General features: G+C 66.4%; 13 protein-coding genes and 2 pseudogenes. 5 read left to right on the top strand and 10 right to left on the bottom strand.

Annotated elements, in window-relative coordinates:
• The first annotated feature begins 84 nt into the window (after positions 1–84).
• Positions 85–549 (top strand): GNAT family N-acetyltransferase, encoded by a 465-nt coding sequence (locus AC07VS_RS05510; RefSeq protein WP_494750380.1) that lies wholly within the window; start codon positions 85–87, stop codon positions 547–549.
• Between the two features lie 155 nt (positions 550–704).
• On the opposite strand, the gene AC07VS_RS05505 is transcribed toward AC07VS_RS05510, so the two are convergent.
• From AC07VS_RS05505 to AC07VS_RS05485, 5 genes and pseudogenes are all read right to left on the bottom strand, one after another.
• The gene (locus AC07VS_RS05505; protein ID WP_494750379.1) at positions 705–956 is read right to left on the bottom strand and encodes a phosphotransferase-like protein; all 252 of its coding nucleotides are present in this window, start codon (positions 954–956) and stop codon (positions 705–707) included.
• Positions 957–1,170: 214 nt separating this feature from the next.
• Positions 1,171–2,829, bottom strand: a complete 1,659-nt coding sequence (locus AC07VS_RS05500) for an RNA/DNA-binding domain-containing protein (RefSeq protein WP_494750378.1) — start codon at positions 2,827–2,829, stop codon at positions 1,171–1,173.
• 93 nt (positions 2,830–2,922) lie between these two features.
• Positions 2,923–3,051, bottom strand: a pseudogene (locus AC07VS_RS05495) (type I restriction-modification system subunit M N-terminal domain-containing protein); the annotation flags it as partial.
• Positions 3,052–3,372: 321 nt separating this feature from the next.
• The gene (locus AC07VS_RS05490; RefSeq protein WP_494750377.1) at positions 3,373–3,906 is read right to left on the bottom strand and encodes a phosphotransferase-like protein; all 534 of its coding nucleotides are present in this window, start codon (positions 3,904–3,906) and stop codon (positions 3,373–3,375) included.
• Positions 3,903–4,859 (bottom strand): sterol desaturase family protein, encoded by a 957-nt coding sequence (locus AC07VS_RS05485; protein WP_494657850.1) that lies wholly within the window; start codon positions 4,857–4,859, stop codon positions 3,903–3,905. Before AC07VS_RS05485 ends, AC07VS_RS05490 begins: the two co-directional genes overlap by 4 nt.
• Positions 4,860–5,092: 233 nt before the next feature.
• On the opposite strand from AC07VS_RS05485, the gene AC07VS_RS05480 reads away from it, so the two are divergent.
• Entirely contained in the window at positions 5,093–5,692 is a 600-nt protein-coding gene (locus tag AC07VS_RS05480) for a GNAT family N-acetyltransferase (RefSeq protein ID WP_494657852.1), read from the top strand.
• 12 nt (positions 5,693–5,704) lie between these two features.
• Here the strand turns inward: AC07VS_RS05480 and AC07VS_RS05475 are convergent, their stop codons facing one another.
• On the bottom strand, positions 5,705–6,247 hold the full coding sequence (locus AC07VS_RS05475; RefSeq protein WP_492350218.1) for a GNAT family N-acetyltransferase: 543 nt from the start codon (positions 6,245–6,247) through the stop codon (positions 5,705–5,707).
• A 508-nt stretch (positions 6,248–6,755) separates the two neighbouring features.
• Here AC07VS_RS05475 and AC07VS_RS05470 point away from each other — a divergent pair.
• The 3 genes from AC07VS_RS05470 (at position 6,756) to AC07VS_RS05460 (ending at position 14,727) form a co-directional block, all read left to right on the top strand.
• Positions 6,756–13,370 carry a type I polyketide synthase gene (locus AC07VS_RS05470; RefSeq protein ID WP_494750376.1) on the top strand — a complete coding sequence of 2,205 codons (6,615 nt, stop codon included), beginning with the start codon at positions 6,756–6,758 and terminating at the stop codon, positions 13,368–13,370.
• Positions 13,371–13,900: 530 nt separating this feature from the next.
• Positions 13,901–14,281 carry a BPSL0067 family protein gene (locus AC07VS_RS05465; protein WP_494750375.1) on the top strand — a complete coding sequence of 127 codons (381 nt, stop codon included), beginning with the start codon at positions 13,901–13,903 and terminating at the stop codon, positions 14,279–14,281.
• A complete protein-coding gene (locus AC07VS_RS05460; protein ID WP_494750374.1) occupies positions 14,278–14,727 on the top strand; it encodes an STY0301 family protein in 450 nt (149 codons plus the stop codon). The genes AC07VS_RS05465 and AC07VS_RS05460 overlap by 4 nt, the downstream gene beginning before the upstream one ends.
• 329 nt (positions 14,728–15,056) lie before the next feature.
• Here the strand turns inward: AC07VS_RS05460 and htpG are convergent, their stop codons facing one another.
• From htpG to AC07VS_RS05440, 4 genes and pseudogenes are all read right to left on the bottom strand, one after another.
• Complete coding sequence (htpG, locus tag AC07VS_RS05455) at positions 15,057–17,012, bottom strand: molecular chaperone HtpG (RefSeq protein WP_494750373.1); 1,956 nt, start codon at positions 17,010–17,012, stop codon at positions 15,057–15,059.
• A gap of 161 nt (positions 17,013–17,173) precedes the next feature.
• Positions 17,174–18,148, bottom strand: coding sequence for a 1-phosphofructokinase family hexose kinase (locus tag AC07VS_RS05450; protein ID WP_494750372.1), 975 nt, complete (start codon positions 18,146–18,148; stop codon positions 17,174–17,176).
• Positions 18,149–18,217: 69 nt separating this feature from the next.
• The gene (locus AC07VS_RS05445; protein WP_492350224.1) at positions 18,218–19,150 is read right to left on the bottom strand and encodes an exopolyphosphatase; all 933 of its coding nucleotides are present in this window, start codon (positions 19,148–19,150) and stop codon (positions 18,218–18,220) included.
• Between the two features lie 130 nt (positions 19,151–19,280).
• Positions 19,281–20,186 (bottom strand): annotated as a pseudogene (locus tag AC07VS_RS05440) (pseudouridine synthase); the annotation flags it as partial.
• Positions 20,187–20,447: the final 261 nt, after the last annotated feature.

Here is a 20,447-nt window from a genome sequence, read left to right as displayed (position 1 = left end):
CCGGCTTGCGCTAGGGTGGGGACCCCACAAAATCGGCTCAAGGGGCCCGAACCGGGGCGGCTTCAGACACCAGGAGCACAACACATGAAGATCCGACTGATTGACGCCAGCGAATTGAACGACCTGCTGGCACTGTACAAACACCTGCACACCACAGACGACCCATTGCCTGAAACCAACATCGTGCAAAGCGTGTGGCACGAGTTGCTGAGCCACCCTCGGTATCGGTACTTTGGCGGCTACCTGAATGAGCAGTTGATCGCGAGTTGCAACCTCACCCTCATTCCCAACCTCACCCGGGGCTGCAGACCCTATGGCGTGATCGAGAACGTCGTCACCCATACCGAACATCGAGGTCAAGGTCACGGTCAGGCGATCCTCCAACATGCGCTCGCACAGGCCTGGTCGGCGGGCTGTTACAAGGTCATGCTGATGACCGGCCGCAAAGACCCCGCCACGCTGCGCTTCTATGAGTCAGCGGGCTTTGATCGCCATGAAAAGCAGGCCTTCATCGCCAAGCCACCGGCCCCGATGGGTGCCGAGGGGTGAGAGAACGGGATGAGGATGAAAGGCCCGAAAAGACAGTGCCCTCATTTGCCGAACGTCACCCGGTGCGGCGGAGAGGCGTCACTTTGAGCCGCGAGGGCCGCTCTTGGAAGCGCTAAAAAGGCGGGTCGCACAGACCGCTGTATGGGCGGCCCGGTTCATCCCAAAAGCCGCCGAATCTCGGCAGCAAGCTCCGCAGCCGACCCCGTCGACGTATCCACCACCAGATCGTAGCCACGAACAAACGCCGGATGCCCGAATTGCTGCCGCGCCATGCCCGTCGCGCGGTCATCACGACATTGTTCGCGCTGCTCCAGCGTGGCCAGAGGGGCTTGGACCCCCACCAGGCACAGCAGGCGGGCTGACAGAACGTCAAGGCAGGCCTGCAGCTCGATCTCATCGCGCAGCACGGTGGCTTCCGTCGTGCCTCTCCCTGATAGGCGTAGAAAAGCAGCCTTTGTAATCCAGATGGCTGTTGGCACGCACCCAATTCGGCGCTTTTTTGAGAAGTTTCCGAGAAGCAGCCGGACCGTTTAGCAAAGCGTTTAGCAAAAATCCCTATAACCCATTGATTTAAATAGATTTTTTCTCAGCCAGATTGTTAGAAAGAAGTTTGCTAAACGCTCATTTCAAAGTGTAGAAAGGCTTTCCTCGGGCCACCTGCTTGACCAGGAAGCCATCACCACCACTCCATTTTTTTAGATAGCGAGACGCCTCAACCGACGCAGAGGGCGACTCACCCAGCCCGAGGAGGTCGCGCAACTGCGCGTTGTCGATGCGTTGGTGATCCGCCAGATAGGCCTTCACCATCTCGGCGTACCGGACCGGGTTCAGCCCACGCGTGCGGGTGTAAGTCGCTTTGCCCTTCAATGCCTTGGCTACCCCCTTGGCTAGGTGGTAGGTGGCCGCAGAGGTATGGCCTTTGCGCTCCATCAGGTCGAGGGGTGGCTGGCACATGGCCTCCAAAACCTGCTTGGCCTCGTCTTTTTGCAATTGCAAGACTTCGGCGACCTCTGCTACATCAATGAATGACTGCCCCATCAATGTGTCCAAAACCAGAAGGTGGTCCAGCGACACGTCGGCCCCTTGCGCATCGAGTCGCGCCACCAACTGAGCCAACTCTTCATGGGTCTCGCGGTTGAACATGCGCAAGGTGACCGAAAAACCATCTGTTTGATAGACAGGGCGGCGTTTGCCATAGATCAGTGCAGATCTGAAGATGCGGCGCCGGCCCACACCAGACGACTCAACCAACCTCAGCTTCACCAAGGCGTTCGCCAGCGTCCGATTCCGGGGCACGGCCTCATGCCGCAGGATATTCTCAGGCGTGATGCCCGCAACAAAACCACCCGGGCTGGTCACAACCAGTTCTTTGGAGGAATGCCGAATGAGAATCTCCCCCGGGTTCAGATAGTCGCGGTGCGTCAGGGCATTCAACACGGCCTCACGCACCCCCTCCACCGGAAACTGTGGAATGCGCACCTTGAATAGGCCCAACTCCACCTCACGCTCGGGGTTCAGCGGCCCGACAAACACCTGCTCCATGCGCTCCACCGCCTCCAGCAGGGGCAAGCGGTCGATGTCATTGCGTGCCACAGTGGTCTCACTGTCGTGCAGCACGTAATGAAACTGGGCTTGGGGGCAATGTGCAGTCAGCACTTCACGCCTGGCAAACAACAACATACCGGCGTGTGTCACCCGTCCATCCCGCACGGCCTCCAAGCCCTGCAGAAAGCGGGACTCAGACAACTCCAATAAACCTGACGAAGGCGCCTTGGTTCGCAAAATCTGCCGCGCCCGTTCGATTTGCAGCGGATCTAGGTCCTGCAGCGTCAACCCCTGTGCCACCGCACCACTCCAATCCAAGGCGGCGGTTCTCACCTGTGCGTGCTGAAACGCACTGGGATCCAGAGGCATGCAGTTTTTGCTGATCCGCTGCTTGAACAGACCAGCCGCCGTACCATAGGGTTTGTTTTGCCCCGCTGCCACACGCATCACAAGCAAGCGGCCTGTGCCTTCCGGCACCAGTAACTCAAACACTTCGGCGTCGATCCCTGGAATCGTGCCGTCGTATATACCCCGTCGAAAAACATCCAGATCGTGCCCCTTACAACCCTGAATGGCCTGGGCTCGCCCTTTCACCTTGTCCGCAACGCCAAAGACCACCGCGCCACCACCCGCATTGGAGAAGCACACGGCGTACTCGCAGGCCACCCTGAGATCTTCTTTGGGCCCCAGTGAAGGTTTGAAATCCAGGTATTGGCCTTCCAGGTCATCGGCCACGTGGTGATCCAACTGATCCACGATTTGAACGATCTCGGAGGCGCTAGGAATGCTCATAACAAGGCCGCGGCAAGTTGTGACTCGGCCTCAGGGGGCACCATTGTCAGAGATACATTTGACGACGATGAGGCCCAGCACCCAGTGCTTGTTTTCGGCCGCGTCCATGTTGGCCCAAAGCTTGTCGGCGGTGGCCCAGAGGGTCTTTTTGATGTCTTCCAGCATGCGGTCGTCACCAGGGTCGCCTCATCCATTGGATCGGCACACTCCCTGCAGTTTTTTTGTTCGTTGATGCGGGATGATGGTACACAGCTTTACAGGACCATCGTGAAGCATGTGACCCAAGATCATCAAGCCTGATCCTGTCGCCAAATTGGCCCGGATCCTCTGCTCGACATTCATGCAACACATGAAGAATTAGAAGCTGACGGGGCTTCCGGTTTGTTGAAGCGGCCAAGCGGGACCGGCGGGGGGGGGAAGCCCGGCAGCCTTCACGGAGGAGCCAGTGCACAAGGTAGATCTCGTCATCAGGCCTGGGCACGTTAGCTAACCACCCAAAAGCCGCCGAATCTCAGCAGCAAGCTCCGCAGCCGACCCCGTCGACGTATCCACCACCAGATCGTAGCCACGAATAAACGCCAGATGCCCGAATTGCTCCCGCGCCATGCCCGTCGCGCGGTCATCACGAAGTCGCTCGCGCTGCTCCAGCGTGGCCAGAGGGGCTTGGACCCCCACCAGGCACAGCGGGCGGGCTGACAAAACGTCAAGGCAGGCCTGCAGCTCGGCCTCATCGCGCAGCACGGTGTCCAGGATGATTTCAAACTCGGAGTCGACCAGGCGGCGAAGCGTGGCGCGCAGGTTCTCGCAGTGGATGCGGTAGGCCAGCGCCTGCTCTTGGGCACTGCGCATGTCGCGGCGCCTTGACATGGTGACAAAGGCGTCCAGGCTCACATGAAACGAGGGGACCAGGGCGCTGTCTTGCAGGGCCGCAGCGATGCTCGATTTGCCCGCGCTGGTGGGGCCGTGCAGAACGATGGCGAAGGGCTTCCGCGCTAGTTGGCGGCCATGGCCTCGGCTCACGCCGCTGCCGCCGGCTTGCCAGTCTGCGAGGCCACAGCCTGCACAGCGGGTTCGGCCGCAAAGCCTTGGGCCTGGGCTGCCTGGCGAAGCTCTTCCGTGGTCTCCCCAGCGCCGCCCGGCCTCCAGCCCGGGGGCCGCAGCAGGTAGCCCAGCAGGGCACGGGCCGAAGGGGCGGCTTTCACATCGCGCCACAGCGACAGCCAATGCTCAAACTCGATCTTGAACAGGTTGTAGCCCGTGCTGGGTTTGACCAGGCCGTAGCGGATCGGTACGCCCTGCTGCTCGGGAATGTAGGTGCCAAACAGGCGGTCAAACACGATCAGAACGCCACCATAGTTGCCATCAAGGTAGATCAGGTTGGAAGCGTGGTGCACGCGGTGGGCCGAGGGGGTGTTCAGAATCCATTCCAGCGGGCCCAGACGCGGGATCCAGGTGGCGTGTATCCAGAACTGGTAGAGCAGGTTCAAGGACAGCATCACCAGGATCACCCTGGGGGGCATGCCCAGCCAGGGGGCGAGCATGAAGAACAGCAGGGTGCCGGTGAGTTTGCCCGTCCAGCCAAAACGGTAGGCCGCCGACAGGTTGAGCTGGTTCGAAGAATGGTGAATGGCGTGGGTGCACCAGAACCAGCGGATGCGGTGGGCGGCGCGGTGGTACCAGTAGTAGCAAAACTCCTGGCCAATGAAGCAGGTGGCCCAGCCGGTCCAATGGTCCATGGGCAGGGTGAAGAGGCGGTGCGCCCAGATCCACTGCATGGCGCCAAACCAGAAGCTGAGCGGCAAGGCCCAGCGCAAAAAGTACTCGCGCACCAGAAAATCGATCAGCGAGATGCCGGCGGCCTTCCAGTCGTAGGGGCCCCGTCCCTTCCACAGCGACAAGACCACGGCCTCAAGCAGCGAAGCCACCAGCACGGTGACCACGGCAAATTTCAGAACCATCAACATCGCGGTCATGGCCACTCCTGCTGGGTTGCATTGGATGTGCGCGGATTTTGCACCAAGGGCGCCAAACGGCTTGCGGGGTCACGCAAGCTCTCACGGCATCAGCATGGCCTAGCAGCCCGACCAACGGCCAGCCACCACCCCCCAAGGGCCCGCGCCAGCGCGGCCTGGCCCCCAAGAATCTGAAACACCGGCCGGGGCCCAATGCACTCCCCTCGCGCCCGGCTGCCCCCATGCCACAGGCCATGCCACCCCCCTGCCCCATCCGCCCCGCCACCCCCGACGACCGGCCCGCCCTGGCCCACATCATCGGCAGCGCCTTCGCCGACGACCCCGTGTCGCTGTGGGCCATGGGCTCGGCGGCCTTGGTGGTCGACACGTTTGCGGCGCTGATCGCCCAGGTGTACCTGCCGCGCGGGCATTGCACGCTGTTGGGGGACGGGCAGGCCGCGGCGCTGTGGTTGCCGCCGGGAGGGCACAAGCAGCTGCCGCTGGCGGCCACGCTGGGCCTGGGCTTGAGGCTGCTGGGGCGGGCCCACCCGCGCCACAGTTGGCGCGCCTGGCAGCTGGACCAGGCGCTGCAGGCCCGGCGGCCGGCGCGGCCGCACCTGTACCTGTTCGCAGTAGGGGTGTTGCCCGGGCAACAGGGGCAGGGCCTGGGGCACCAGCTGATCAGCCACACGCTGCAGCAGTGCGATGCACAGGGGCTGCCGGTGTTTCTGGAGAACACGCACCCGCGCAACCTGGGGCTGTACAGCCGCCTGGGTTTTGAGGCCCTTGAAACTTATGCGCCGGTGCCGGGCTGCCCGGTGGTGACGGCCATGTGGCGCCGACCCCTGCCGTAGGCCATGCCCCCATCAAGCCACGATGGAGCGCTGCAGCAAAAACTCGGGCTGCTGGTTGAACTGCACTTTGTCGATGCTGCGAAAGCCCAGTTGCAGGTAGCCCAGCAGGTGCTTTTTGTCGCAGCTGGCCCACAGCAGGCGGATGCCGCTGGCGCGCAAAAGGGGCTCTGTCGCCTCGATGAGGGCGGGCAGCACAAAGCGGCGGCCGACCATGATGCGTGACGAAAACAGCACCAGGCCCTCGGCTGTCTGGCCCTGCTCCTTGGGCACCGAAAAACCATAGCGCTCAAGCTGCAGGGTCACGCCCATGTCGAAGTTGAGGGCCACGGCGCCGATCAGCTCGCCCGCCACCTCGGCCACCACGATGCGCTGGCCGGCATAGGGCACCAGGATGCGGGCGCGCTGCGGTTCGGGATCGAAGGCCCACAGGGTGTCGAAGGTGCCCGGGGGGTGCTTGCGAAAGGCCTGGTACAGGGCTTTTTCATAGACGGCCAGGCGCTCGGGGGCGCTCAGGTCGAGCTCGGAGATGCACAGGTCTGAGGGAGTGGGGAGCATGGTGAGTGGCAGGGCTAAGGGGGATGCTGCGGCAGTATCGAGCGGCCGTTGGCGCACACCGGGCCGGGCGGCGTGGGCGTCGATCACCGGCGGGGTTGGGGGGGCGCATGAGCGGCTGGGTGCAGCCCCCTCAGCGGTCAGTCGCGAGCGAGCCCAGCCAGCCATCGGTTGGCCGGGCTGGCCCAGTCGATGACTGGCGGGCCAGGCCTCCGAGTTTCGGCAGGCCGGCCATTAGAGTGAAACGATGACATCCATTGACCACCTGATGCGCGCCAATGCAGGCAAATCGTTGACTCATGTCAATTTCAGCAGCCTGTCGATGCCGCAGCCAGGGGCACCCTCCGGGCCACCGGTGGCGCCACGGCGCGCGGTGCCGCCGGGCTGACGCCTGGCGGGTGACCCCGCCCCGTCTTCCCTCCCCCCCCCTCTTCTGTACACCCTGCGGCCCCCGCCGCGGGGCGGGGTTTCTTTTGCCTTTTGCTTTGTTTTCACACCAAGGGAGTTCTTCATGCGTGAGATCGCGATTGTCGGAATCGGTTGCCACCTGCCCGGGGGCGTGCGCAGCCCGGCAGACTTGTGGAACCTGCTGCTCAGCCAGGGCGACGGCATGGTCGACATCCCGCCCGAGCGCTGGAACCAGGAGCGCTTCTACGACCCCGACCCTGAGGTGCCCGGGCGCCTGTACACCCGGCGCGGTGGCTTTCTGCAGGCCTCGCTCGAAGAGTTCGACCCCGAGTTCTTTGGCATCTCGCCGCGTGAGGCGGCCATCATGGACCCGCAGCAACGCCTGCTGTTGGAGGTGACCCAAGAGGCGCTCGACGACGCGGGCCACGCCAGCCGGGTGGCCGGGCGGGCGGTGGGGGTGTATGTGGGCGGGTTCACGGCCGACAACATGGCGGCGCGACACAACGAGGCCACGCGCCGCGCCATCTCGATGCACACCCCGACCAGCAGCAGCTACACCATGCTGTCCAACCGTCTGTCGTTTGCCTTCGACCTGCGCGGGCCCAGCATGACGCTGGACACGGCCTGCTCGTCGTCGCTGGTGGCCCTGCACCAGGCCGTGGCGGCGCTGCAGCGCGACGAGATCGAGATGGCCCTGGTGGGAGGCGTCAATGCCATGCTGCGGCCCGAGACCTTCATCTCGATGTGCAAGGGCCACTTTCTGGCCCCCGACGGGCGCTGCAAGACCTTTGACAAGGCCGCCGACGGCTACGCCCGCGGCGAAGGTGCGGCCATGGTGGTGCTGCGCCCGCTGCAAGCCGCCCTGGCCGATGGCGACCGCATCTACGCGGTGGTGCGGGCCACGGGCTGCAACCAGGACGGTCGCACCCCCGGCATCACGGTGCCCAGCGAGCAGGCCCAGGCCGAACTGATCGCCCAGGTCACCGCGCGGGCCGGCCTGACACCGGCCGAGATCGGCTATGTCGAGGCGCATGGCACCGGCACCTCGGTGGGCGACCCGATCGAGATGGCGGCCATCGGCCGCATGCTGGGCGCGGTGGCGGGGCGCCAGGTGCCGCTGCGCGTGGGCTCGATCAAGTCGTCCATCGGGCACACCGAGGCGGCCGCGGGCGTGGCCAGCGTGATCAAGGCGGCGCTCACCCTGCACCACCGCACGGTGGCGCCCCAGGCCGGGCTGAACGAACTCAACCCTGCCATCCCCTTTGAGGACTACCGCCTGCAGGTGCCGCGCCAGGCCGAGCCGTTTCCGGCCGGCTACGCGCAGCCGGCGGCATCGGTGAACGGCTTTGGCTATGGCGGCACCAACGCCCACGCGGTGCTGGTGGGTGCGCCCGACGCCGTCACCACGGCCGCCACCGCCCCCACGGCGTTGGCGCAAGCGCCACGCCGGGCACGATCCCCCCTGGCCCGCCTCTGCCCCGTGTCGGGCCGCAACGAGGCCGGGGCCCGGGCCTATGCCCAGGCGCTGGCCGAATCGGTGGCGGCCCTGAGCAGCACCGACGAGGTGGATGCCTGGGTGGACGCGCTGTGGACACGGCGGCAACACCAGCCCTGCCGCTTTGCCGTGCCCTACGCCGATCGCGACGAGCTGCTGGAGCGCCTGCGCGAACTGGGCCAGGGCCGCGGCAAGGCGCCGCAACGGGTGCTGCCGCAGCAGGGCGCGCAGCCCGAGCTGGTGTTTGTGCTCAGCGGCATGGGCCCACAGTGGTGGGGCATGGCGCGCCAGCTGCTGACCTCTGAGGGGCCGTTTGCCCAGGTGGCCCGCGAGATCGATGCGATCTTTCGACCGCTGGCGGGCTGGTCGCTGATCGATGAGCTGCTGCGCGACGAGGCGCAATCCAGGGTGGGCAGCACGCGGGTGGCGCAGACCGGCAATTTTCTGGTGCAGGTGGGCCTGGCGGCCGAACTGGCCGCGCTGGGCATCCGCCCAGCGGCCCTGGTGGGCCACAGTGTGGGTGAAGTGAGCGCGGCCTACCTGTCGGGCATGCTCAGCCTGCGCGAGGCGGTCACCGTGTCGTACCACCGGGCACGCCTGCAGGCCCAGCAGGCAGGCACGGGCAGCATGCTGGCCGTGGGCTTGCCCGAGGCCGCCGTGCAGGCCCGCATCACCCACCTGCAGGGGGTGGAGATCGCCGCCGTCAACAGCCCCACCGGCGTGACGCTGGCCGGCGCCACCGAACCCCTGCAGCAACTGGCCGCCGAGTGGGAGCAGGCGGGTGTGTTCAACCGCCTGCTGCAGGTCGAGGTGCCTTATCACAGCCACCTGATGGATCCGATATTGCCGGCCTTGCGCGATGCCCTGGCCCGGCTGAATCCACAGGCCCCGCAGCGGCCGCTGTACTCCACCGTGAGCGGCCAACGGGTGAGCACCGAGACCGCCCCCGAGCTGTGGGATGCCGACTACTGGGCCGCCAACGTGCGCCAACCCGTGCGCTTTGCCGCGGCTCTCGACGCGCTGGTCAACGACGGCTACCGCGGTTTTCTGGAGCTGGGGCCGCATGCGGTGCTGTCGGGCAACATCCGCGAAATTCTGAGCCGGCGCGGCGAGCCCGGCGCCAGCGTGCCCACCCTGGTGCGCCAGCAGCCTGACGACGCCAGCCTGCGCGCCACCCTGGCCGAGCTGTATGCGCTGGGCCTGCTCAGCGATGCCGCCCCACCCGGCGGGCTGCTGGGCCCGGTGCCGCACCGCGATCTGCCGGTGCATCGGTTTCAGCGCGTGCCCTTGTGGGCCGAAGTGCCTGACCTGCGGCGCGACCGCCTGGGCGACGAAGGCGCCCCCGTGCTGCCAGGCCTGCGCACCCGGGCCAGCCAGCCCGAATGGGAGTGCGACATCAGCGTGGGCGCCCTGCCCTGGCTGCACGAGCACGTGGTGGCCGGCATGGTGCTGCTGCCCGGCGCCGCCTACCTGGACGCGGCTCTGGCCGCGGCGGTGGCCATCACGGGGCGCGAGCACCCGGCGCTGCAAGACGTGGTGTTTGTGTCGCCCCTGATCGTGGGCGAGCACGAGGCGCCGGTGCTGCGCCTGTCGGTCGACGAGGACACCCGCCGCTTCACGGTGCGCAGCCGCCTGAACGACGACAGCGACTGGGTGGTGCACGCCCGAGGCCGCATCGTGGACGCCCGGGTCAACCCGCCGCCGGCCAGGGCCCCAGACCTGCCCCCCAACCCGGCCCCCGACGCCGAAGACAACACCCACCCCATCGATGGCCCCCGACTGTATGAACAGCTCAAGGCGGCCGGGCTGAGCTACGGCCCGCAGTTTCAACGCATCCAGCGGGCCACGGTGAGCGGCGACCGGGTGGAGGCCTGGGTGGACGGACGCCTCAGCCAGCAGCGCCACCAGGCCCACCCGGCCGTGCTCGACTGCGCCCTGCAGTGCATGGCCGCCTGGGCCAGCGCCGCGGCATCGTCAGCCGAGGCCGGGGCCGCCGCCGCGAGCGGCCCTCTGGTGCCCGCCGCCGTGCAGGCGGTGCGCCAGTTCGGGCCGCTGCCCGAACAGTTGCGGGTCAGCGTGACCCGGGTGGCCCCCGAGGCGCACGAGGCCGATCTGGTGGCCCACATCACGCTGTCAGCCCCCGACGGCCGCTGCGTGATGGAACTGGCCCGCGTGCAGTTTCGCCCCATCACGCCGCGCCAGCCCCTGCTCGACGAGCTGCAGCCGCACTGGTACGAATGGGTGGACACCCCGCTTGATGCACCGCTTGATGGGCCACCTGCTGTCCCAGCGGATGAAGCGCCGGCACAGCCGCCCACGGCGGACCTCAGCGCCGACGCCGCAACAGCGACGGCCGTCACAGCAACAACCCCGCCCCTGTTCATCGTCGGCCTGGGCCCAGACAGCCGCAGCTGGGTGCGCGCCCTGGAGGCCACCCACCCGGCCAACCGCTCGGTGACGGCCCAGGGCTGCGAGCCCGGGGCCATTGCCGAGGCGGTGGCGCCCCGGCTGCGCGGCATGCTGGCCGAAGCCTCAGGCGCGGTGACCGTGGTGATCTGCGCCACCACGGCCGTCGGCGCCGCGCCCGCGGCGGGCGGCCCCACCGACGGCTTTGACCTGAGCCAGGCCATGGCCGGCCCGGCCGCACTGGCCGGGGTGGCCACCGCCGTGCAAGAGGTGCTGGCCGAACTCGAAGAAACCCTGGTGCACCTGCCGCTGGTGCAAGGGCTGGTGCTGACACAAAACGCCGGCATGGCCGCCATGGGCGCCAACGCCCCAGCGACGCCCTCAGTCCCCGACGCCGCGCCGCCCGGGCTCAGCCTGGCGCCCCTGGTCGGCGCGCGCCGCACGCTGCGCAACGAGAACTCAGCCCTGCGCTGGCGCTGGCTGGACGTGGACCGACAAGCCACCCCCGCCGACGTGCTGGCAGCCTGGCACACCATGACCCAGGGCAGCACCGAGATCGACGAACTGAAGTTGCACGGCGGCCGGGCCCTGGCCCCGCAGCTGCAGCGCACCCTGGCCCAACGACGGGCCGGCTATGAGCAGGGCCGGCGGCTGCCGGACCCCGAGACCAACTTTGCCATCGAGCTGCCTGGCACGCGGCTGCTGGCCGACCTGGCCCTGCGCGAAGCGCCCCGCCGCGCCCCCGAGGCGGGCGAGGTGGAGCTGCGCCTGGAAGCCCTGGAGCTCAACTACAAAGACGCCATGAAGGTGATCGGCCTGCTGAGCGAGAAAGAGCTGGGCGGCACGTATTTCGGCATGAACATCGGCATGAGCGGGGTGGGCGTGGTGACCCGGGTGGGGGCTGGGGTGGCGGATGGGGTGAGCGACGGAGTAGTGCGGCTGCAGGTGGGCGACACGGTGGTGTTCGGCACCCGCGGCATGGCGCAGCGCTATGTCACCACGGCCCTGGACCATGGCTTTTTCCTCGCCGTGCCGGCCAGCACGCCCCACGCTGAGCTGGGGGCCATGGTGCCTTTTCTCACGGCGCATTACAGCGTGGTGCACGCGGCGCGGGTGCAGCCCGGCGAGGTGGTGCTGGTGCACGGGGGCGCCGGTGGCGTGGGCATGGCGGCCATCCAGGCAGCACGGGCCGCAGGCGCCACCGTGATCGCCACCGCCAGCACGCCCGAGCGGCAGGCGGCGGCAAGGCAGATGGGCGCCGAGCACACCCTCGATTCACGCTCACTCAACTTTGTCGATCAGGTGCGGGCCTTGACCGCCGGACGCGGCGCCGATGTGGTGATCAGCTCGGCCCCGGGCGAGATCCTGGGTGCCAACCTGGCGGTGGCGGCGGAGTTTGGCCGGGTGGTCGAGGTGGGCAAGCTCGACATCTTCACCAACCGGCCGCTGGCCCTGGCCGCGTTCGAGAAAAACCTGAGCTTTCAGGCCATCGACATCGATCGCATGTCGGCCTTCCGGCCGGCGCTGGTGCAGCAGTTGCAGGCCGAGGTGTTCGGGCAACTGGCGGCAGGCCACTACCGCCCGCTGCCGGGCGAGCTGATCCCGGTGTCGCGCATGGCCGAAGCCTTTGAGAAGGTGCAGCGCTCGGCGCATGTGGGGCGGGTGCTGCTGGGCTTTGACGACGCGACCGCCCTGGTGCGCCCCGCCCTGCCGCACACCCGCATCGAAGCCCAGGCCAGCTACCTGATCACCGGGGGCTTTGGCGCCTTTGGCCTGGCCACCGCCCACTGGCTGGCTGCCCGCGGGGCACGCCACCTGGTGCTGGTGGGGCGCAGCGGTGCCACGCTGCCCGCACAAACCCAGGCCGTGGCGGCCTTGCAGGCCCAGGGGGTGGAGGTGATCAGCCGGCAGCTCGACATCACCCACCCCGATGAGGTGCTGGCGCTGCTGCAATCCCTGCAGGCCAGCCAGCCACCGCTGCGGGGCGTGTTCCACACCGCCGGGGTGGTGCAGGATGGGCCTTTCAGCGCCTTGAGCGAACAGGCGCTGCGGGCCGTGCTGGCGCCCAAGGCCCAGGGCGCCTTCAACCTGCACCGGGGGCTGCTGCAGGCCGGCATCACGGTGGACCACTTCGTGCTGTTCTCGTCGGTGGCGGCCATCACGGGCACCGTGCCCCAGACGGCATACGCCGCCGCCAATGCCGCGCTGGACGCCCTGGCCGCCTACCGCCACTCGCTGGGCCTGGCCGCCACGGCCGTGAACTGGGGCGCCTTGAGCGGCGGCGGCATGGCCGAGGCCTCGGACGAGGTGGCGCGCTACCTGGCGCTGATGGGCTTCCAGACCACGCCGATGGCGCGGGCCTGCGACTACCTGGACGCGGCCCTGGCGCTGCAGGCCACCCAGGCCGTGATCTGCGAGATCAACTGGGACAGCTGGGGCCGGGCCCATGCGGCCTCGGCCTCGGTGCGGCGCTTTGCCGATCTGGTCAGCACGGCGCGGGCCGGCAGCCGGGCCGGCAACGAGGTCATGGCCCAGTTGGCCGCCCTGCCGCCCGAAGCCCGTGCGGAGGCCTTGAGCGAGCTGCTGGCCGGGCACATCGCCTCGGTGATGGGCATCCCGGCCGAGTCGGTGGACCGGCAGACGCCGCTGCCCGAACTGGGCATGGATTCCCTGATGGCCGTGGAGCTGAACCTGCGCGTGACCACCGCACTGGGGGTCGAGGTGCCGGCACTGGAGTTCACCCGCGGCGGCGGGCTGAACGCCCTGGCGGCGCGCCTGCTGCGCCGCATGGAAGAGGCTGCGGCGCGGGCGGGTTGAGGCGGCGGGCCGCAAGGTGAAAACAAAACCTGAGCGGCCCGCGGCGTGATCGATCGGGCGAGCGGCGCGTTGACGCGCTTCACATACGCCACCCGATCGAACGGCAGGCCGCCTTCGGCCAAAGTGCACGCTGCCGTCGAGCTTCTTGACCAGCGGGTGCCGCATGTGGATCGGCTTGTCCAGCCGTGGACGAAACAACTCACCAGACGGGTGGCTGTGAAGGCTTGGGCCCCATGGGATTGCTCGGCGTCATTTACAAAAAGACTGGCACTGCCAAAACCCTGGCTTGCAAAGCCTGCACCCAACAAGCCGAGGAATCGTGAGAGGCATCAAGGACTTGCGCGTTGCTCACGACGGACTACCCATGTCGGCACTGAGCAGATAAGAGAGGCCACTCATCTTATTTTCAATTGCGTCGCCTTGATTGCGCGAGCGATTCAAATCTACATTCCCATCCATTCATTGGCCACCCTGATTTTTACTCTCGTTTAAATAAATTTCACCACTTCATATCCGAGCTTGCAGAAATTATGTCTTACATATATTCCGAGGCCGAGAAACTGGCCAAACTTCCAACTGTCGGCACCAAGCAATGCGTTGCTCTTGTGAGAGAGTATTCTGGAGCACCTCCAGCGGCCCTCTGGCGGCAGGGAGCTGCGGTGAAAGGCAATGCATTACTTCAAAAAGGAACGGCCATTGCCACATTTGTGGATGGAAAATACCAAAACAACCTATCCAGAAATCACGCCGCGTTCTATGTCAGACAAGATTCATCGGGAATCTGGGTTGTGGATCAATGGCTAGGCAGCAAAACGATTCGGCTGCGTCGATTGAATTTCAAAGGAAAGAAAAAGGATGGCAGCCATTTAGATCCGAGTAACAATGGAGATGCTTTTTCTGTGATCGAATGAAGATGATCTCGCTCAAAATTGCTCTCTCAGCACTGATATTGGCATCCCTGTTCGAGCAGAAGGCGCTCGCATCCGATTTTTATGCCTGCCCATCCGAATTAAAGGTGGCGGCGAATGTATCTGATTCACCAAGCGGCTGGGAGGTGATCAATACTGACGACCGTCATCCCTACGTTGGCGTTTCCTTCTCCCTTGGCCCCCCCTCCGATCAAGCGATTCTGGCACCTGATGGCGCACGGATCAGCCAAAGCGGTCGCATTGCCGTCTGGCATTTTCCAGGCAGCACTGTGCAGGCTTACTGGGTGTCCTGCCTTTATGCCGAAACCAGTGCCACCTTGGCCAAGAAGTTGCCAGCCCATATCGGGTCATGCGAAGTTGAATACGACGGTCGGTTTTCAGCGCCGGTGGCCAAAACTTGGCGTTGCCTGCCAAGATCTGGCCGTTGATGGACCTGCCGCTTGAAGCGAAGCGGCGGAGCGCCCGGAGCATGCCAATGACTTTGCGGCCCTGTTGGGTAGGGATGGTTTGGCAGGTATGAACGGCCAAGGCCCTGATGGCACCGAAGCGTTGAACCCCGACCTCCAACCATGCCTCTTACGAACCGAGTTCGGGGGCGCGGTGCACCTCAAGCGGCTCAGGCCGATGCCGCATTGATTCAAGCAAGGTCACCGGACAAAAAAAGGGAATGTGTGGAACACATTCCCTTTTCACTGCCCCCTTGGCTTGGGCGCTTAACTGATGGCCACTAGCGCCTCAACTGCCGGTTGGCAGGCGATCAGGCCAGCAGCGCATTCACCCGCTTCACATACGCCGCCGGGTCGTCCGGCAGGCCGCCTTCGGCCAGCAGGGCCTGGTCGAACAGGATGTGGGCCAGGTCGTTGAAGTGCACGCTGCCGTCGAGCTTCTTGACCAGGGGGTGCTCAGCGTTGACTTCGAGCACGGGCTTGGCCTCGGGGGCGCTCTGGCCGGCTTGCTTGAGCATGCGGGCCAGCTGGGTGCTCATGCCGCCGTCTTGCACCACCAGGCAGGCGGGCGAATCGACCAGGCGGGTGGTCACGCGCACGTCTTCGGCCTTGTCTTTCAGGGCTTCCTTGAGCTTGGCGAGCAGGGGCTTGAAGGCTTCGGCGGCCTCTTCGGCGGCCTTCTTTTCGGCTTCGTCCTGCAGCGTGCCCAGGTCGACCGCGCCCTTGGCCACGCTTTGCAGCGGGGTGCCGTCAAAGTCGTGCAGGTAGTTGAGCGACCACTCGTCCACGCGGTCGGTCATCAGCAGCACTTCGATGCCCTTTTTCTTGAACACTTCGAGCTGCGGGCTGCTCTTGGCGGCGGCCAGGTTGTCGGCGGTGATGTAGTAGATGGCCTCTTGGCCTTCCTTCATGCGGGCCTTGTAGTCGGCCAGGCTCACGCTGACGGTGTCGCTCTGGGTGCTGGCGTAGCGCAGCAGCTTGGCCAGGCGCTGGGTGTTGCCGAAGTCTTCGCCCAGGCCTTCTTTCAGCACGGCGCCAAACTCGGCGTAGAAGCGGCTGTACTTGCCCTCTTTGGCCTGGTCGTCGGCATCGACCACGTCAGTCACACCGTCGGCACCGGGGGTGGCGTCGTGCTTGTCGTGCTTGTCGTGCTTGGCCAGGTCTTCGAGCATGCTCAGCACGCGCTTGGTCGAGCCTTCGCGGATGGCACGCACGTCGCGGCTTTCCTGCAGCAGCTCGCGGCTCACGTTCAGCGGCAGGTTGGCCGAGTCGATGATGCCCTTCACAAAGCGCAGGTAGGTGGGCATCAGGGCTTCGGCGTCGTCCATGATGAAGACGCGTTTCACGTACAGCTTGACGCCGGCCTTCTTGTCGCGGTTCCACAGGTCCATGGGGGCCTTGGCCGGGATGTACAGCAGCTGGGTGTACTCGGTGTTGCCTTCCACCCGGTTGTGCGACCAGGTCAGCGGGTCTTCAAAGTCGTGGCTGATGGCCTTGTAGAACTCGTTGTACTGCTCGGTGCTGATGTCTTTCTTGTTGCGCGTCCACAGGGCGCTGGCCTTGTTCACGGCCTCCCACTCGCCGGTGGGCACCATGCTGCCGGGCTGGTCGTTCTCGCCGTCTTTCCACTCTTCCTTTTCCATCAGGATGGGCAGGCTGATGTGGTCGGAGTACTTGTTGATGACCGACTTGAGCTTCCAGAGGTTGAGGTATTCCTCGGCGTCTTCGCGCAGGTGCAGGGTGATGCTGGTGCCGCGCTGGGCGCGATTGATGGCTTCGACCTCAAAGTCACCGGTGCCGCCGCTGATCCAGCGCACACCGTCTGCGGCCGGCAGGCCAGCACGGCGCGACTCGACGGTGATTTTGTCGGCCACGATGAAGCCCGAGTAGAAGCCCACGCCGAACTGGCCGATGAGCTGGGCGTCGGCCTTCTGGTCGCCGCTGAGCTTGCTGACGAAGTCCTTGGTGCCGCTCTTGGCGATGGTGCCCAGGTTGTCGATGGCCTCTTGCTGCGACAGGCCGATGCCGTTGTCGGTGATGGTGATGGTGCGGGCGCTCTTGTCGAAGGCCACGCGCACTTCGAGGTTGGGCGCGTCTTCGAACAGGGCGCTGTTGTTCAGGGCCTCGAAGCGGAGCTTGTCGCAGGCGTCGCTGGCGTTGGAGATCAGCTCACGCAGAAAGATCTCGGGGTTGGAGTACAGCGAGTGCGTGACGAGGTGCAGCAGTTGGGCCACTTCGGCCTGGAATGACAGGGTCTGTTTGCTCATGGTGTTTCTAGGGTGGACTGTTGCAGTGAAGATCTTCGGGGGTGGGCAGGCCACCCCGGCAGGCGTGAATTATGGGCGTTGCGCCGGCTTTCAAGAGCCAGCGGCAAACCTGGGCCCAAAGGGGTGACCAGATCGCACGGCGGGGGGCAGAAAAGCGCCGATCAAAGGGCTTGCAGCTGCACCTGGGGCAACAGTTGCCGCACATCGTCGGGCTGGCACAGGGCGGTGCCCGGGTGCAGCAGGGCCGCGGCACTGGTGGCCATGGCCATGGCCAGGGCCGCGGGCCAGTCAACCAGATCGGTCTGGTGGGCCTGATGAGGCGGATGGGCCTGACGGGCCAGCGAGGCCACCAGGCCGCCTACAAAGCTGTCGCCGGCCCCGATGGTGCTGGCCACCGCCACCGTCAGCGGCGGGGCGCGCCAGGCTTGCTCAGGGGTGATCAGCAGGGCGCCCTGCTCGCCCAGGGTCAGGGCCACGGCCTGGGCCTGACCGGCGGCCATGAGCTGGCGGGCCGCGTGCAACTGCTCGGCCTCGCCGGGCAGGGCCTGCCCGACCAGCTCAGCCAGCTCGCGCAGACTGGGCTTGAACAGAAACACCCCGGCGCTGAGCGCGGCGCGCAGAGCCGGGCCGGACGAATCCAGCACCAGCCGGGCCCCCAGTGCACGGGCCTGGGCCGCCAGGCGGGCGTACAGATCGTCGGGCACGCCGGGCGGCAGGCTGCCGCTCAGTACCCAGTAGCGCGCCGCGGCACCGTGGCGTGCCACGCTTTGCAAGGCTTGCTCGACCTCGGTGGGCTGCAGGCGGGGGCCGGGCAGCACAAAGCGGTAGTCCAGACCGGTGCTGTTTTCGTGCACCGAGAAGCTTTCGCGGGTTTCGGCGCCAATCGGCAGGCCAAAGGCGGGCACGCCCTCCTGGGCCAGCAGGGTGGCCAGTTCGTGGCCGGTGACGCCGCCCTGGGTGTACAGGGCGAGGCCGTCGGCGCCCAGGCGGTGCAGCACCCGAGCCACGTTGATGCCGCCGCCCCCGGGGTGCATCACGGCCTCGCTGCAGCGCAGCTTGTGGGTGGGTTCGACCCGGTCGATGGCACTGAGCACATCGAGCGCGGGGTTCAGGGTGAGGGTAAGGATGTCAGGCATGCGTCGACCACCCCCCCGAAACAGCGCCAGGGGGCCAGAGGGCCAGGATCGGCTGGCGTCAGGCAGGCATCAGCCGTCGGCGTTGATGCGTTGCACCAGGGTCTTGAGCACCTCGTCGGCGCGGTCGTTGGCGATCTGGCAGGTGCCGGCCGCATTGTGGCCGCCGCCGCCGTACTCGAGCATCAGGTTGCCCACATGGGTCTTGCTGCTGCGGTCGAGGATGGACTTGCCGGTGGCCAGCACGGTGTTCTGCTTCTGCAGGCCCCACATCACGTGGATGGAGATGTTGGCGGTGGGGAACAGTGCGTAGATCATGAAGCGGTTCACCGCCCAGATGGTTTCCTCCTGGCGCAGGTCCAGCACCACCAGGTTGTCGATCTGGGTGGCGCAGCGCAGGATCTGTTCCTTGGCGCGGGCGGCGTGGTCAAAGTACAGGGTCACGCGCTCCTGCACGTCGGGCAGTTGCAGGATCTGCTCGATGGTGTGGTCGCGGCAGTACTTGATCAGGTCCATCATCAGCGTGTAGTTGCTGATGCGGAACTCGCGGAAGCGGCCCAGGCCGGTGCGCGAGTCCATCAGGTAGTTCAGCAGCACCCAGCCCTGGGGGTCGAGGATGTCGTCGCGCGAGTACTGGGCCGAGTCGGCCTGGTCGACGGCGGCCATCATCTCGTCGGTGATGCGCGGGAAAGCCGCCTTGCCGCCGTAGTGGTTGTAGACCACACGGGCCGCCGAAGGGGCATGGGCCTCGATGATGTGGTTGGCGCGCTCGCCGGTGTTGCGCACGGTTTCCGACTCGTGGTGGTCAAACACCAGGTAGGCGCCGGGCACATAAGGCAGGTTGGTGGTGATGTCGCGCGCGCTGATGGCCACCTTGCCATCCTGCATGTCCTTGGGGTGGACAAAGGTGATCTCGTCGATCAGATCCAGTTCGTTGAGCAGCACGGCGCACACCAGGCCGTCAAAGTCGCTGCGGGTCACAAGTCGGTATTTGTTCGAGCTCATCGGCATCTCCGGCAGATCGTTCAGGACCCGATTCGGGTCAAGGCCACATGTTACAGACTGTATTTAGCGATTCGGTGCGCTGGCGCAAAAAATGCGCCCGCCGCCCGCCTGGCGGGCGGGGGTTGTGGCGTCAGAACTGCTCGCCGGGGGCCAGGTAGCGCCACTGCCCCACCGGCAGTTGGCCCAGCACCACGCGGCCGATGCGGATGCGTTTCAGCCCCACCACCTTCAGGCCCACCTGCTCGCACATGCGTCGGATCTGCCGTTTTTTGCCTTCTTTCAGCACAAAACGCAGCTGTTCGGGGTTTTGCCAGTCCACCTGGGCCGGGCGCAGGGCCTCGCCGTCCAGGCTCAGGCCGTGGCGCAGCAGATCGAGCTTTTCGGTCGGGAAGGCGGCCTGCACATTGAGGGCCACATCGCCGGTGACGGCGGCGTAGGTGACGCGCACCAGGTATTCCTTCTCGGTGTCCGAGTCTTCGCCGATCAGTTGGCGGGCCACACGCCCGTCCTGGGTCAGCACCAGCAGGCCGACCGAGTCGATGTCGAGCCGCCCGGCCGGCGCCAGCCCGCGCAATTGCGAGTGGTTGAAGCGGGTGCGGGCCGTGTCGCCATGCCAGTGGTTGGCCGCCTGCACCAGCACCACGGCGGGCTCGTGCCCGTCTTCAGCCTGGCCGCTCACGTAGCCCATGGGCTTGTGCAGCAGGATGGTCACCTGCTGCTCTTGCTGGCCCAGGGCCTCGGGGGCGATCTCGATGCGGTCGCTGTGCTTGACCTGCTGGCCCATCTCGGCCACTTCGCCGTTCACCCGCACCCAGCCTTTTTCGACCCAGTCGTCGGCCTCGCGGCGCGAGCACAGGCGCAGTTCGGCCATGCGCTTGTTCAGGCGCACGGTTTCGATGCCACCCTCGGTGCGCGGGGCGCCTTCGGTGCGGGCGGGGCGCTCACCCCGGTCAGGGCGTTCACCCCGGTCGGGGCGGCGCTCGCCGCCGGGGGCCGGCAGCGGGCGCTTGACCGGGATGGGGGTGCGCTCGGCGGGCACGTTGTAGGTGCGGATGCCGGTGCGGGTGCTGAAGCGTTGGTCGTCCTGCGCCGCGCTGTCCTGGCGGTCGTCGCGGCGGCCACCGCGGGGGTCGTCACGACGGTCATCGCGCGGGCCGCCGCGGGGCGCGCCGCCGGTGCGGGGGCCGCCCGGGCCACCAGGGCCGCGCGAACCGAAGGGGCCACCCGGGCCGCCGGGGCCGGGGCGTCCGCCCGGGCCGCTGCGGGGGCCGGCCCCTGGGCCGCGGCGGTCGCCCGC

The sequence above is a fragment of the Curvibacter sp. GW821-FHT01G03 genome, assembly GCF_059422285.1.
Note: the sequence above shows the minus strand (reverse complement) of the source record. Positions and strands in the feature narration are given on the sequence as shown.

Bases quoted from the DNA above. Each gene is read 5' to 3' on its own strand.
- AC07VS_RS05510 (WP_494750380.1), top strand. From the start codon at position 85: ATGAAGATCCGACTGATTGACGCCAGCGAATTGAACGACCTGCTGGCA.
- AC07VS_RS05485 (WP_494657850.1), bottom strand. From the start codon at position 4,859: ATGACCGCGATGTTGATGGTTCTGAAATTTGCCGTGGTCACCGTGCTG.
- AC07VS_RS05480 (WP_494657852.1), top strand. From the start codon at position 5,093: ATGCCACCCCCCTGCCCCATCCGCCCCGCCACCCCCGACGACCGGCCC.
- AC07VS_RS05475 (WP_492350218.1), bottom strand. From the start codon at position 6,247: ATGCTCCCCACTCCCTCAGACCTGTGCATCTCCGAGCTCGACCTGAGC.
- AC07VS_RS05470 (WP_494750376.1), top strand. From the start codon at position 6,756: ATGCGTGAGATCGCGATTGTCGGAATCGGTTGCCACCTGCCCGGGGGC.
- AC07VS_RS05465 (WP_494750375.1), top strand. From the start codon at position 13,901: ATGTCTTACATATATTCCGAGGCCGAGAAACTGGCCAAACTTCCAACT.
- AC07VS_RS05460 (WP_494750374.1), top strand. From the start codon at position 14,278: ATGAAGATGATCTCGCTCAAAATTGCTCTCTCAGCACTGATATTGGCA.
- htpG (WP_494750373.1), bottom strand. From the start codon at position 17,012: ATGAGCAAACAGACCCTGTCATTCCAGGCCGAAGTGGCCCAACTGCTG.
- AC07VS_RS05450 (WP_494750372.1), bottom strand. From the start codon at position 18,148: ATGCCTGACATCCTTACCCTCACCCTGAACCCCGCGCTCGATGTGCTC.
- AC07VS_RS05445 (WP_492350224.1), bottom strand. From the start codon at position 19,150: ATGAGCTCGAACAAATACCGACTTGTGACCCGCAGCGACTTTGACGGC.